Genomic DNA, 13,421 nt, shown 5'->3' with positions numbered 1-13,421 from the left:
GAGACCGTAAAATATTCACGGACATTATTTTGACGCAAAAAACTAAACTGACCTGCGAATGACACTCAAACTCCATGAAAATTGTTTGGCGCAGTTAGCCGCAACGCTGACACAAGCGCTCGGTCAGATCGAAGTCCGAAACCGAATGTTCTTAGGCTCAGGTGCATCGGATCGCCTTATCGGGCTCGACGCTATCTTGCCGCAGACAGGTAAAGTTCAGGAAGCGTTAAAAAAATACATCGGTGAATCGCCATTCGTCGACTTCGTGTCGGAAACTCTCTCCCGAGAGCTCTTTGAGCAACAGGTGTATGAAAGTGGCGAAGTCAAACCGCTGTCAGAAATCGAACCCTACGCAGATCTCGGCTCACTAGCATCCAGGCTAGTAACTGAGTTCAATTCGCTGCCTTGGCAATACACTGTCACAGCAGCGCTGCCCGCTGCGTTTAGCCGTCTATTCTGCGAGCATGTCGGGCAGTTCGATATCTCGGATACCATTTCGATCCGAAAAGGCGAATCCCTGAAAGATGAGTTTCCGTTAATTTCTGGAATTGCAAAACGGGATGAAGCCATCGCCGGCGGTGGTCTGCTCTCCAGTCAAACCCCAGCCGAATGGAAAAATGACACCGCATATCTACAGATAAGAATCGCTGGCTTCTGTGGCAAATACTCTGCTACCGAGCCGCAAAGGCAGGCAATCGATACGATCAGATCATTTTTTGGCATTTGCATTGCACAACGTCTAATGAAGCCCATCTGGACCTACAACTTGTACTCCACGCCTGAAAAATACTACGTACACAGGCATATAGATGGCAACTGGATCCCTCAGGAAGCGGAGAATCTGGAGACGCGTCACTCCGAGCTAATACGCTGTCTGGTCATGGACGACCTTAATGGCCATTCGGGCACAGACGAGAGTTTCGTGCGTCGCATTAAGATAGAACTCAACACTATGAGTGCGATCTACAGAAACGCAGAGCGCGCGAAGCACCTCATCCTTGCCGCACAATGGCTTCTCGACAGCTATTGCGGCAACGATGAGCTGCTCCAATTCGTCCAAGCCGCCGTCGTTGTTGAGATTCTTCTCGGCGATAAAGCCTCATCTGACCAGACCGGTTTGGGCGAGCTACTATCAAACCGCTGTGCTTACCTTATCGCAAAAACTCATACTCAAAGAGCAGAGATACTTGTTCAATTCCGCCAAATCTACGATATTCGGTCCAAGATTGTTCACCGCGGGAAAAGCCGACTTACAGTCTTTGAGCGAAGCCTACTTGGCAAGCTGCGGTGGCTGTGCTTTCGCATCATTCAAGAAGAAGCACAATTGATCGAAACGGACGAGAAAGCAGAATAGGCGTAAGGAGGCCGGCGGGGGCATTTCTGTAATGCATAGCCGGACACCGGGAACTACCCGTAAACGTATCCTTGGGCGGTCGTAGGATCGCCCGTCCCGGACGCAACAATTTGGGCTGCACAATCAACGGCGGAAACGAATATGTTCGAGAAGGTCGTCCTGAGACGGGCGGAAAACGGGAGTTTGGTGACGGTCGGCCAGATCGCAGAGGCGCTTCTCTACTATCAGGGCGTCCATCTTGTCCTTGACCCCGGCACGCTTGTGGGGCTTGCACACCAAATCGGTCTTCCGCGCCTAAAGACCCTTCTCGACCTTCCACAGGTGAGTGCGGTGTTTTGCGACGAGATTCTCGCCACGGTCACAAACAAAGTAGGGGTAACTGAGTTTTACGACTTCGCCGCGGTAACTATGTCCGGGCACGAAAAAGGCAAATTGGCGACACCATACGATCGAATCGCTTTACAACTAGAGCGCAAGGGATTCGCTCGCAAGGACGCGCGAAAGTTCTCGTTGTGGTTTGTAGATCTGGTCGTCGCACGGAAGCTTTCGGGAAACCACTTTGTAAAGGGGGGTATCCCCGAGGCGGCTCGATCTGATCTCGGCGACGATGTGTATATGCAAACCGCCATTCGGCAGGCAATTCTCCACGCTGATGATCGGTATTTTGATGGCGACCAATCACTGAGTATTGAGCTTCTTCGGTTACCTAATGGGGTGTGCGCCTTCTCGGACATCGATTTTGGGGAAATTAACGCGCATCGCAACGCTAAGGCGCCGCCTCAGGAGGCAGTGACGATCGCCAATCTTTTGACCACGATTCTTGAGGCGCGAGCAGATTTGGCAATGGCGTCTCACTATAGTGGTGACTTCGTGACTTCGGAGGTTGCCTCGTCTCTGATCCGTCTTCGATACGTCGAACTGCTTCAGAGCACAAAGGAGCACGCGGATTCCCAACAAAAGTTCGTCGATGTCATTCTTCCAGATGCACCCAGCTTAGCCGAATGCATAGACTCTGGAGAACGCTCATTCGATGAATTCCTGCAATTGCTGAGCAGCGCTAGCCGATTCAAGAACTGGATTACTTCAGTGAATATCGATGAGAATTTGGTCTCAGCATATATGAAAGCAATTTTGTCCGAGGACCAGGTCCAAGGCATAAAGGGAAAAACTCTTCGATATGCATTGACGACAGGGGCGGGCTTCATGAACCCAGTTGTCGGAGTGCTGACCAGCCTAGCGGATACATTTCTTATCGAAAAGCTACTAAGTGGATGGCGCCCGAACCACTTTGTAGCTAAGAAGCTTGATCCGTTTGTTCGCGTCTACTAAATGGATTAGCGGATAAACGATTGTCTCATAGCAATCTCACCTAGCATCGCCGTAAGTGATGACCCGCCTGGGGATTACGACAGGCAAAGACCGCGCCACAAACAGACCTTCACCAAACGCAATTGAATCGTGGACAATCCATGCCTCTAAATGCCCGGAGCAGAGACGCGATGACCAATACTCGCGAAATCCTGGCGGCTACGGAGTTACTATGCGTTATTCTAATTTCCGGGGGGCACCGTGCGAAAGTCCTTCTATCCGACGAACGTCCCTGATCGGCCTGAAGCGCCGCGCGAGTCGGTATCCTACCCAAGGCATGGCAGCCGGACGATAACAATCGACACTGGGCACTCATCGTGGGAAATGGGGATGCAGTTTCATATCGTTAATTTTTGAAGGTTTTCCTATGCAAGCGCTGTTTCTGGGTGCAGGGGCGTCATTCGATTGTGGAATGCAGTTGGTTAGTGAGTTGACCGCAGAATTGAAAAGGTGGCTTCCGAAAGAAAAGCTAGAGAGCTTTAATGCGTTATGGCGGGCACAGGGAGGGGGCTGGAGCGACGACTTGATTTCGATGCTTGTTTCGTTCCTGAGTAACAAAGATATGCATTATGAAAACATTATTGGTGCAGTCGAAGTTGCGTTTTCCCGTGAGAGGGATCAAGAGAAACGTCGAAATTTGCACGCAATAAATGGATTCCTGCTTCAAGCAGTTCGTGGTCTTTTGATGGAGCGGCAAATAAAAAATCTCGCTTTTTCAGCCTGCGTCTTAGATGATTTTAGTGGAATCACCAAATTGGTCGAAGAGAATAAACCCTTATGGATATTTTCAATAAATCACGACCTCATAATAGAGTTGCTAGCCGGAAAATTCTCTATCCCAATAAGATCAGGTTTTAAAGAGGCTGTCGAAATAGAAATGGGAGCCGGTGATGGAGAATCAAAGAGTGTAAGTTTCGAGCGACTATCTCGCGCTAGCATCGAGGCAAACGACTATCACTTCTTCAAGCCTGGCGAGGCCGGTATAAATCTTATAAAAATACATGGCGCGTTAGATATTTTTGCACAGGGTGACGAGTTAAGTTACGTTAAGATTGCTGCGAAAAATGGCGACCCTAGCTCGTATGCTCAGCAGCTCGCCTTAATAAGCTCAATCGATCTAGCGCTGGGGAAAAGGGATGGCGTTCGCGCGATAAATGAAAATATCTACATTGATTCCCATGGTGAAATACAATTTCTGCGGAATACGCTGCTTTCGGGGGCGCACAAATTTACACCACAGGCGCATCAACTTGCGCCACCTGAATTTATGGAACTGTTTCGCCGATATGTTAACTATGCATCGGAACTGATATGCATTGGTTATGGATTTGGCGATCGACACATTGACGAAACTTTGGTTGATTGGCTTTCGCTATCTGGAGATCGACAACTGAAAATCGTAAATCCTGGAATGTCCAACTGCCCGAGTAGGTTCGGACATCTTTGCAATCAAGTTTCTCTAGCTCAACACGGTGCTACCGAATACTTCCTAAACCTGAGGGGCGATTCAGGTACGTACACTCAGAAAGCCATGCGGGCGATTCGGACGAGAAAAAGGGTTCAGATGATGAATGAACTTCTCGGGAAGCACTAGCGTTACGCTTTCCTCCGTTCGCCCAAACAACCCTATCTCACTATGGCGACACACCTCTTAGGAAGTTGCTGCTACTGTTGCTTGAGTTCGGGCTGGTGTTGGCAATGATTTGTCACATACTCAAGCCAGGAATCGTACCAATACCAATGACCTGCTACCGATGTGCCGAAATGCTTTTTCAGATCTTTCGCGTTTTCTTTCTTCCAGAGGGTAGTGTGGTCATGCATGGTAAAACTTTTAAAGCCTTTATCCTTTATTAGTTCGATTATTTGCGAAGGCAGATATTTCGTTTTTTCGGTTTCTTTGATCACAGCGTAATGCTGATTTACATCTTTCGCCAGATCAGAGTCAGATTTAATGAACTCAATGACTTTGTCTGCCTGTCCTTTCTTATTTACACTCTTAGGGACAAATAAGACGCGATAAGCGAATCTAGGATCATTAAAAACGTCTTCGGTTAGTTTGGCGTCAAATGCGTTTATATAGGCTCGGATATGAGCAGGCAGGCCTTTTGCATCGTCCAAGGTCTTCACCTGCTCGGTATCAATAGAGGAAAATTGCAGGCTGAACGATAAGTGTTTGTCAATGCCGTGTGCGTCGCCAAATAGTTTTTTGACCAGATCGTTGTAGTTGAGGCAACACGCCTGAAATCGAGCGCTCAGTTGTTCGTCAAGCCGCGTGGTCATTTGATGCTCGATTTCATGTCGCAGCCCAATTAGAAAGGCCAGGTTCGTCGCGCTGCTCTCTTTAACAGGTGAATCTCCAATTTTCAGGCACTGTGCGAGGTCCCAATACCTAAAAGCACCTTGACCTGTACGTTCGAAAATCCTACGTGCACCGGCTATTTTGTGATACCGGTATTCAACGCCTTTTTTTCGGTAGTGCGCGTGAAGCAAATACGTCCATGCGATAACCATCAAAACAATAAACGTCTCAGACTTAAATGTGATCGATGGACTGTTAAATATCTGAACTGCGGATAATGCTGCTTCGCGAGATTTTTTGATCAATTCATTTGCTATTGACCCAACCGTCCTTACCCGCTTGTTTGCTGCCTTTGCCAAGTTGGTCTCCTTGTAATTTTATAGCATGCTTTTCTCGCCATTGCCGAACGGTCATTGCGTGAGGGCTTCTCGCATTTCAGGGTTAATCAGCATTTCGAACAGTATATGCGATGCGGCGGAGAGAACTGCAACGCAGGCGTTCAGATCGGAAAAAGTCAGCGGTACTAGTATTGCGGGCTTTTCGCGCGTGAGCAGGTATTAAGCGGGGGTAGAATAGTAAGCGAACGTCGCTGAATCACTCGACTGATACTTCGCTGCCGGACTACATGGGCGCGCCTCGGGTTATCTTTAGACGACGACACTACATCGTCAGATGCCAGTGCGGAGGGGTGCTTTCTAACGCGACGCGAAAGCCGAGACCAGTAGCAGTTACCTTAAAGAACGCCTTCTCTTCGCTCGACATCGAGGTGCTATTGACATCAACGGTACGTCCCTCCCGATGTGTTGCGTGGGGGGGCGCCCATGTACTATGGAAGTCATAAAGGCCCCCATCGTGCAAACTCATATCATTAACGAACAGATTTTTGCCAAATTTCGCGTGAAATTGCGCACCCAATTGCTGAATTTTCTGCACCAATGCCGGCAAACCGAAATGATTGCCGGGATGCTCAGGCATCCCTCCGGTCAATGTGAGACCGACGCCACCCGTGAGCGCGGTAAATCCCGGTATATGGACTCGGTTTTGGCCAGTAGTATTTCCCCCTTTCGAGGCGACGCCAGTGATCTCGATCGTTCCAGCGGCATCGGGGGCGGTGAAAACCACCGGTTCATTTTGGGGGTATTTCGTACCAAGAATGATCGAGGTACGACTCAGGGAACCGGTCGGGCCACCGGCGTGGATATGTCCTCCGCTATTCGGAACGCGATTCAACGAAAGCGTCATCGTCGCTCCGGCGGGGCCAGAGTAATACCACGTAATCTGGCTGCCGGGGCGGACATCCCCGACTGGGATTGATGCAAATGCCTCGCCTGTCTGGAGCGGGAAAACATCAGCGCCGAGCTGGTCCCTATTTGCGATAAGCATCTGGACCGGCACTGTTGTCAAGACCTCGCCGCTGGGGGCGGGACTCTTCGCGGATTTAGCTTTTGCCACAGGTGCCTCCTTTTTATTTCACTTTAGCTCGCCGAGGTCGATTCATTCTTCATTCATGGGGGGCGGTGCATTTGGCGGGAGGCGAGCCCTTGCACAGGACAATGGATACTATCGGTTCTCTAATTTGCGGCATAGATAGGTAACCGAAATGAGCATTTCGCGGCAAAGCTATTTACGCATTGGTCAAACTAACTTTGACCGTTCTCAGTCCGATCGACGTTGTTGAAAAAGTCGCCGCGTGGAATTGCCGCGCCCCAGGCAAAAATTTCGAGCTTTCAGATCGGGCTACAAGCCACTCGTAAGCCTTGGTTAGGGGTAGACTAAATGACCCATGAAAATCTTGCGGAACGAATGGACACAGACTTTGCCAACAGCATCGACCCGAACATGACATTCGGGTGGCAAGCCTGTTGACACAAAACCGTCGGTCAGGTCGAGTTGCACCCTGCAAGTGCTTCAAAACACCACTATCTTGGTGAGATCTGCCATTTAAGCTTGTTGGCAGTCTGGCCAATCGCAATTTGCCAAAATCCTCGCCCCGTCAACAATGATCATCGCTGGGTTTACCTTCCAGTCTGTCGTAGATTTAGTAAAGAGCTTTTTCATTTCTTCCGTCATGAAGGATTCCGACAGCAAGATGGCTTTCAGGTCCTCTTTGGGCTCGAAAATGGAATCCTTTGTTGACCCATCTGTGTACACAACATGGAATGAAACTGTGGTGACTTTACCGCGCAACTGGTCCATATACTTCCTTGAGGTTGGTTGATAGGCGCTGCCGGGAATGTCGGGCAGTCCAGACAAACGTAGGAAAATGCTGTTCGTTTTTCAAGGACGAAATGGCACAAATGAGCGCTAGCGTACATACGGAAATCGACCGTGCAGTATGTTTCAGAATGGCGGCCGGAATATCTATTCTGTACCGCGACGTATATATTCGCACAATACAAAGAACTTCGAAGTGCCGGCGGTCCGTTGCGATTCTGTGACATAACTTACGGCGATTTGAACGCGTTCGTATTAATCATGAATCGCCTTGCTGCGGAGTTAGGTATGGAAGACTTCGCGAAGAATTTACCGGAAATCATTAAGGCAGCTGCGGCGAGTAACCTCGGGATAGTTGCCTTAATGTGTATCTTGTTTTCGTGCCTTGCCTATGGATTTTTTCGCAGATCGCACGATAAATGGCGGTTTGCGGCGCTTCTACTGTTCTTCGCTGGCTGCGTGTCGTTCGGTTACTCAGTAATACGGTCCGCGAACGAGACACCGAGCCCGACGGGAGGGATCACGCTGTCTGGAGCTATCGATAAGTGGATCGCAGCGGCGGAGGTAGCGCGTTCAGCGCGCACTATTTCCCCAGGCACGACGCCCGCGACCTCCCTGATAGAAGCCCGCAATCAATTTGAGTATGCCTGGAAGCAATCGTCGCTCGCTGATCGAAAAAAACAGAATCCGGAGAAGGTTTCTAAATCCCTGTCGTACGTTAATCGAATGTATCGGATTGTAGAAGACGATAGTTCAACAAAGCCGAATGCGACATTCTGGGCCGATGAAGCCGTTCACTACTTTCAAGAGATTCAGAGCCCAAAGCTCTTGACAGAGGCACTGCTCGATAAAGCAGCCATCTTCCTTGAAATATCTCAACTGGGAAATAATGACAAACAACAGTTTGAGAATGTCGCCCGTGATGGCGATAAAATTATGACGCAAGCATATCAAACAGCCAATAGCGATCAACGCACGTCAGTATTGAGAATTTCATCGAGGTTTTATTACAATCTTGCCCGCCCCAGGAGCTTTCGATTATCCGATGAATGGGATAACAACTATTTGTTACTAGCCTACAATAAGGCCAAAGAAGCCTATGATACTGATCGTAACGATATAAAGAATGTAAATCAACTCACACGAACCGTAATCAAGGTCTCAAACAATCCTCCACAAGAAAACGATCGAGAATGGACCAAACGCCTGCGCGATGCGCAGCAGAGTCTAAAGACGGCATGGAAGGCGAATCAGGCGGGATTGACTTCGCTCGACCAGCGTTTATCACCGTTAGACGTACTCGGTGTCTCGACCTTCGAGGCGATCGCCCGAGAATGGCGAGATCTTTCGGGTCAGGAAAAAAAGTCGCAATCGTCTATATATATAGAAGAATTGGAAACAGATTCGCTTACCCCTTTGCGTGAGGCTGTTGCTTTGCTTCAAAACTCCGAGCTCAGAAAATCGTATGGCTTCGACCTTTATTTTGATATAGCGCGAGCGCAGGCCGTAGAAACCGCTATTCTCCGCGAGAACTCCTCGCATCAAGAAACGAAGGAGCTTGAGGAATTAAAAATGAATTTACGGACCGCTCGGGAGAATGCCAAGACCTCACAGCTAGACGCAGCGATCAAGGGGCTCGATAACGAGATCACATTTCGTTTACTTACCCCGAATGAGCGACAGGTGCTTCGCAAAATTCTCACCACAGGCGGCCCTAATTGATCCCTGCGAAGGACAACGTATTTCCGTCCCTCGTGTCTATAGGTTTCATGACGACGCGGAACTCCGTTTTCAGGTGTGAGCCGACCCGCAGAAGAAACTCGTCACTCCCCTCGACATCTACGAGGCGGTCCCCGGAAGCCAACATACCCACCAGCAGCCGTGAAGATCAACCATGCGGGCACGGAGGCTTCCGCAACGGTGACCACTCAAGTGCGGAACGACGGGAAAAACTCCGCGCTCAAGGCCCGCATCATCGCCGACGTCGTTACGCGGTAGCGGGTGCCTACAGAGGCTTTATGAACAAGGGGGCGCGGCGATCGACACCATCCAGTTCACCAGCGCCTCCCGTGTTACCTCGAAACATCGATAGCGCAGGAGGGAACGGTGGGCTGTGTCTGGGTCAGACACAATGTCCATATGTCGCTGCGCTGAAAACTCGCCCAGATCAAACTTACCCGCATGAAAGTGGGACGACCTGATGTCACTATGCAGGTAATCCAGCATCTTCGGGTCTGCGGCGGCTTGGGGTGAATACTTCCGCATGAATTCGCTAAAGCCATTGCAGTCCGGCTCCGTTTGCTGCAGGGCGTCGATTGACGCAACACGATAAGCTAGTGCAGCAGAGGGAAAACGTTGAAATAGCGACAGGCCAATCTGATACATCCTCGCAGCACCATCGAACGCATCTTTCACTGGTTCTGCCAAACCGTCAAGTCCTCTCAGAATCCTTCTGGCCTCGGGAGGCATTTTCAGCGTACCTGTGGTGCGGCCGTATGTTGCGATCGCCGATCCCCAGGCGCCCGCGCCGCAAATGTTTCCTTTGCCCGGCATGGAGGTTGGCACGGGTACATTGAAGACGCCCCGACTAAACCTTTCACTTCGCGATCCCTCAGGAAGGAGAACCCAGACTTGTTCACCGGTATATTCATATAGATCGACGTCCAGCAAGAGCGAAAAGCGAGCCGCCAAGCGCCGAGAGAACTCAGAGGCCAAGTAGCTAGCATCTCGTTCGTCAATCGAATCAACCTCGAAGTCCAAGGCAACGACGCGTTCAGCATTGAGCAGGGCGGGAAAGGGATCGTCCAACATGGCGGGAGCCAGCCGCACACCGCGGAACCAATACTCGCCATCCAGTTGAGGACCGATGTAATACAAGATTTGGCGCCTAACCGTTCGAGTGCGGCGCTCGTTGAATGCAGACAGTAGTGCCGAATTCACAATATCCTGAGCAGCGTTCTCCCAGTCCACCACAGGCCCATAAATGGCCTCGCCTATCGGGGATACCTCAACACTAATCAGCTCTCCGGTCGACGATGTGTCGAATACCCATTGCAGCTCGAGCTGGCCGAAGTTTTCGCCGAATACTGTATGTACCGTAGTGCTGAAAGATCCGTCTGCTGTGACTCCAAGCGCCGCTTGGGAGCGCACCGCTTGCTTGGCGAACTCGCTGTTCAGATATGCGAGAAAAAGTTGCTGCTTCGGCCCATTAGCGATTGACAGAGAACGTTTCATACCGCATCCGTGTGTGGAAATACAGCGAGCAGAAAGAATATCACCTGCCCGAACTCAGCTACGAACTGCGTCCGTGTGTGAAGGTCCGGTGTTAGGTTGAACCGACGTTCGAGCGTCCTCGTGAGAGCGCCGGTCAAAGGACGAAGGTGGCCGATTTACGCCGAACGAGATATTGCTGCGAGGATGTCGAGCCGAGGGCTGCTTTGGCTGTTAACTGTGTCAATAGCGGTATCGTAGGGTCATTAGGGAAGGAGTTCGCTTGTGCGATCGAGCGAATCTGGGTTGCTACAGAATTTCTATAGCAAGGTGGGAGTGGTAGGCGGGGCGGGGCTTGGGCATCTCATTCCACCCCCTGAACTACGGGGCGCCCGTCAACGGGACTCTCGACGGTAATGAGTAGATACGGCTACCGTCGCGGCCTTCGTAACGCCGGTAATATGCCTCTCCTATGAGTGGGTCACGCGAGTTGAGTAAAGTCAATCAGCGTTGATTGGAGTTGAGTTCATCCAGTATTCGGTCTTGCAGGTCTTTCAATATCAGTTCGCGCACGTACTGCGCGCCGGTCAACCGCAGATCTGCTGCACGGAGCTTCACTCGCTCATGGAAATCCGGGGTGAGATCCAGATTTAGGCGCACGGGCTTTAAAGGGCGCGGCTGCTGCTGTGAACGGACCATTCCGGCATCGTTGGAAAAATCTTCGGGGCTGGCCGGGCGCAGTTCTGGCTTGGCCGTGTGCGATTGAAGCTTGAATTTGGTGGTCATGTGAATCCTTTCAAGTGAGGTCGAAAAATTCCTGGGCGAGAAGCTGGATCTCCGCGCGTGCACGGCTGTTGTCGAGCTCGGTGACGCCCTTGCCAGCCAGGAGGGCATCGCGATAGATCTTGCGGTCCCGGATGATCGTGTCAGCGAGTTCAAGCTGGTCAAACCGGGCCAGTAGGTTCCGTGCGTCCTCGACTTCACGAATCACCGGGTTGGATGGAGCGATGGAAAGGACCGCTACTGCCCTCAGTTCCGGATTCAGTCCGCGCGCCAAGCCGATCAGCTCGTTGACCTTCAGGAATGTCTCCAGATCCGCCTGACTGGCCTTGGTTGGCACGAGCAGCAGATTCGCGACGGCCATCGCGGACCGCATTTCGCGCGAATCGCGGCCGCCTGCATCGACCACGACCACCTGATACCGTCGCGCAAGGTCACGAAGCGTCGAGGCAATCTCGCCGGTACGCTGAACGCACGGCACAGCCGGTGTGATACCAACCTCATCGCGCCGCTCGACAAACCGGGCCGCCGTCGCCTGGCCGTCGGTATCGAGCAACACGATGTCCACGCCCTGATGGGCCAAGTAAACGGCCAAATTCGTGGCAAGCGTCGACTTACCAACGCCTCCTTTCTCTGCGGCGATCAATAGGATCATCGCTTCGCTCCCTGATGAGGTGAGTAAGTTCCCGGGGAACCACTTGGAGTTGCGCCGAGTGGCTCGGAGTTAAGTTACTCACCGTCGAGTCGTGCCACACCGAGCTTTGCCCGGCGACTCTGAGTTGAGTTACGTTGAGCGCATCCTATGCGGCCGAGCCCGCAGCCGTACATGGCGTTGTGAGCGAGTTAGGTTTTTCAGTCGGGGCAGGGCGGACACCGGTGCATTAGCCAAGCTTTCTCGCCAGGTCTATCGCACGCGGGTGGTAGTACCGCTTCAGCATCTGTAAGGTCTTATGCCCGGTCACGGCTGATAGCTCGAGAATGTTGTCGAGGCGCTCAGCTATTCGCGATGTCGCTTCGTGCCGCAGATCGTGGAAATGCAAGTTTGCAATTCCGGCACGCTCGCAGGCGCGGGTGAATGCCTTCTTGAGGGCTTCGCCGGTGATCGGGAACACTTGACCGTCAGGATCGTGTGGCAGGGCCGCCAGTGTGGCCGCAGCTCGTGTCGAGAGCGGAACGTCACGCGGCTCTCCGTTCTTGCTGTCGTGCAGCCGGACAAATCGTTCGTCGAGGAACACATCGGGCCAATGCAGGGAGAGAATCTCGCTGCGGCGCATGGCCGTTTCAATCGCGAGGACCACGGCGGGCAGCACCCATTTGTTGCGGCAGCCGCCGGGCTCGAAGCGTCTGTTCTCGTCACGTCGGCTGGGGGCGAGCTCGGCAAGCAGGCGTTTTTCTTCGTCATTGAATAGACGCCGTGTGCGCGCCCGATTTTCTTTGGGGCGACGGATCTCCGATACAGGGTTAGCTTTGATGGGGATGCCCCATTCCTTGCGGGCAATAGTAAGCACGTGGCCGATCAGAGTCAGCTCACGGTTGACCGTGGATCCGCTCACCTGACGCAGCCGGCTATCGCGGTATTCGGCCATGACTTTGCTTGTCAGCGCCGCAACCTTGTACTCGGCCAGCGATTCCGTGCGCAGTTTGCGGATGCGTAGGATTTCTCCGGCGCCGCCTTTTTTGTGCGGTGAGACTTCCTCGGCATAACGCTTCAGGAGATCGCCGAAGGTGTTGAGCTCGGCCTGAGTTCGGTCGACGAAGATGCCGCGGTCCATCTCGCATTCAATGCCCCGGGCCCAAGCCTCGGCTTCGGTTCGGGTGTCGAAACTGCGATTCTGCTGGGGGTAACCCTGCCGCCTGATGTATGCGCGCCAGTAGTTGCCGCGTTTCCAGATGCCTGCCATTGATGCTCCAGACGATATTGGTTGCTTTTGTGTCTGGGGCTATTTTCGACTGCGCCGCTTTTGCGCCAAATGGCGTTATGCGCGAGTTAGGCTCTGCTGCCAGAAAAGAAAAAGGCCCTATGACTTTCGCCGTAGGGCCTTGATTCTTCTGGGCTTTCACGACCCAGGAATCCTGGTGGGTGGTACAGGGATTGAACCTGTGACCCCTGCCGTGTGAAGGCAGTGCTCTACCGCTGAGCTAACCACCCGAAGAGCTTTGAATTATGTCAGAGCGCCGCCGTTTCGTAAAGTGATT

Annotated in this window: 11 protein-coding genes and 1 tRNA gene; 4 read left to right on the top strand and 8 right to left on the bottom strand. The window is 52.0% G+C overall.

The genetic code is table 11. The annotated features are described in order from the left end of the window. Positions 1 to 58 precede the first annotated feature (58 nt). From ACRWA7_RS28020 to ACRWA7_RS28010, 3 genes are all read left to right on the top strand, one after another. A complete protein-coding gene (locus tag ACRWA7_RS28020) occupies positions 59 to 1,354 on the top strand; it encodes a hypothetical protein (RefSeq protein ID WP_438393630.1) in 1,296 nt (431 codons plus the stop codon). A gap of 141 nt (positions 1,355 to 1,495) precedes the next feature. After that, complete coding sequence (locus tag ACRWA7_RS28015; RefSeq protein ID WP_438393629.1) at positions 1,496 to 2,683, top strand: hypothetical protein; 1,188 nt, start codon at positions 1,496 to 1,498, stop codon at positions 2,681 to 2,683. 406 nt (positions 2,684 to 3,089) lie between these two features. Further along, positions 3,090 to 4,316 (top strand): hypothetical protein, encoded by a 1,227-nt coding sequence (locus tag ACRWA7_RS28010; protein WP_438393627.1) that lies wholly within the window; start codon positions 3,090 to 3,092, stop codon positions 4,314 to 4,316. A 71-nt stretch (positions 4,317 to 4,387) separates the two neighbouring features. Here the strand turns inward: ACRWA7_RS28010 and ACRWA7_RS28005 are convergent, their stop codons facing one another. The 3 genes from ACRWA7_RS28005 to ACRWA7_RS27995 all read right to left on the bottom strand — a co-directional run bounded on the left by ACRWA7_RS28005 (position 4,388) and on the right by ACRWA7_RS27995 (position 7,217). Further along, a complete protein-coding gene (locus ACRWA7_RS28005) occupies positions 4,388 to 5,380 on the bottom strand; it encodes a DUF3644 domain-containing protein (protein ID WP_438393624.1) in 993 nt (330 codons plus the stop codon). A gap of 301 nt (positions 5,381 to 5,681) precedes the next feature. Then, positions 5,682 to 6,473 carry a hypothetical protein gene (locus tag ACRWA7_RS28000; RefSeq protein ID WP_438393621.1) on the bottom strand — a complete coding sequence of 264 codons (792 nt, stop codon included), beginning with the start codon at positions 6,471 to 6,473 and terminating at the stop codon, positions 5,682 to 5,684. A 489-nt stretch (positions 6,474 to 6,962) separates the two neighbouring features. After that, the gene (locus ACRWA7_RS27995; protein ID WP_438393618.1) at positions 6,963 to 7,217 is read right to left on the bottom strand and encodes a hypothetical protein; all 255 of its coding nucleotides are present in this window, start codon (positions 7,215 to 7,217) and stop codon (positions 6,963 to 6,965) included. Positions 7,218 to 7,523: 306 nt separating this feature from the next. Here ACRWA7_RS27995 and ACRWA7_RS27990 point away from each other — a divergent pair, with 306 nt between their 5' ends. Next, the gene (locus tag ACRWA7_RS27990) at positions 7,524 to 8,957 is read left to right on the top strand and encodes a hypothetical protein (RefSeq protein ID WP_438393615.1); all 1,434 of its coding nucleotides are present in this window, start codon (positions 7,524 to 7,526) and stop codon (positions 8,955 to 8,957) included. A 294-nt stretch (positions 8,958 to 9,251) separates the two neighbouring features. On the opposite strand, the gene ACRWA7_RS27985 is transcribed toward ACRWA7_RS27990, so the two are convergent. From ACRWA7_RS27985 to ACRWA7_RS27965, 5 genes are all read right to left on the bottom strand, one after another. Beyond that, positions 9,252 to 10,469 carry a hypothetical protein gene (locus tag ACRWA7_RS27985; protein WP_438393613.1) on the bottom strand — a complete coding sequence of 406 codons (1,218 nt, stop codon included), beginning with the start codon at positions 10,467 to 10,469 and terminating at the stop codon, positions 9,252 to 9,254. Positions 10,470 to 10,949: 480 nt separating this feature from the next. Beyond that, positions 10,950 to 11,231, bottom strand: a complete 282-nt coding sequence (locus ACRWA7_RS27980) for a plasmid partition protein ParG (RefSeq protein ID WP_438393612.1) — start codon at positions 11,229 to 11,231, stop codon at positions 10,950 to 10,952. Between the two features lie 10 nt (positions 11,232 to 11,241). Beyond that, positions 11,242 to 11,880 carry a division plane positioning ATPase MipZ gene (locus ACRWA7_RS27975; RefSeq protein WP_438393610.1) on the bottom strand — a complete coding sequence of 213 codons (639 nt, stop codon included), beginning with the start codon at positions 11,878 to 11,880 and terminating at the stop codon, positions 11,242 to 11,244. Positions 11,881 to 12,106: 226 nt separating this feature from the next. Beyond that, positions 12,107 to 13,126 (bottom strand): site-specific integrase, encoded by a 1,020-nt coding sequence (locus tag ACRWA7_RS27970; RefSeq protein WP_438393607.1) that lies wholly within the window; start codon positions 13,124 to 13,126, stop codon positions 12,107 to 12,109. Between the two features lie 173 nt (positions 13,127 to 13,299). Continuing rightward, a tRNA-Val gene (locus ACRWA7_RS27965) sits at positions 13,300 to 13,374 on the bottom strand. Positions 13,375 to 13,421 lie beyond the last annotated feature (47 nt).

Source organism: Caballeronia sp. DA-9 (assembly GCF_051615025.1).
GTDB classification, from domain to species: domain Bacteria; phylum Pseudomonadota; class Gammaproteobacteria; order Burkholderiales; family Burkholderiaceae; genus Caballeronia; species Caballeronia sordidicola.
The sequence above is the reverse complement of the archived record's forward strand: the minus strand, read 5'-3'. Positions and strand labels throughout refer to the sequence as shown.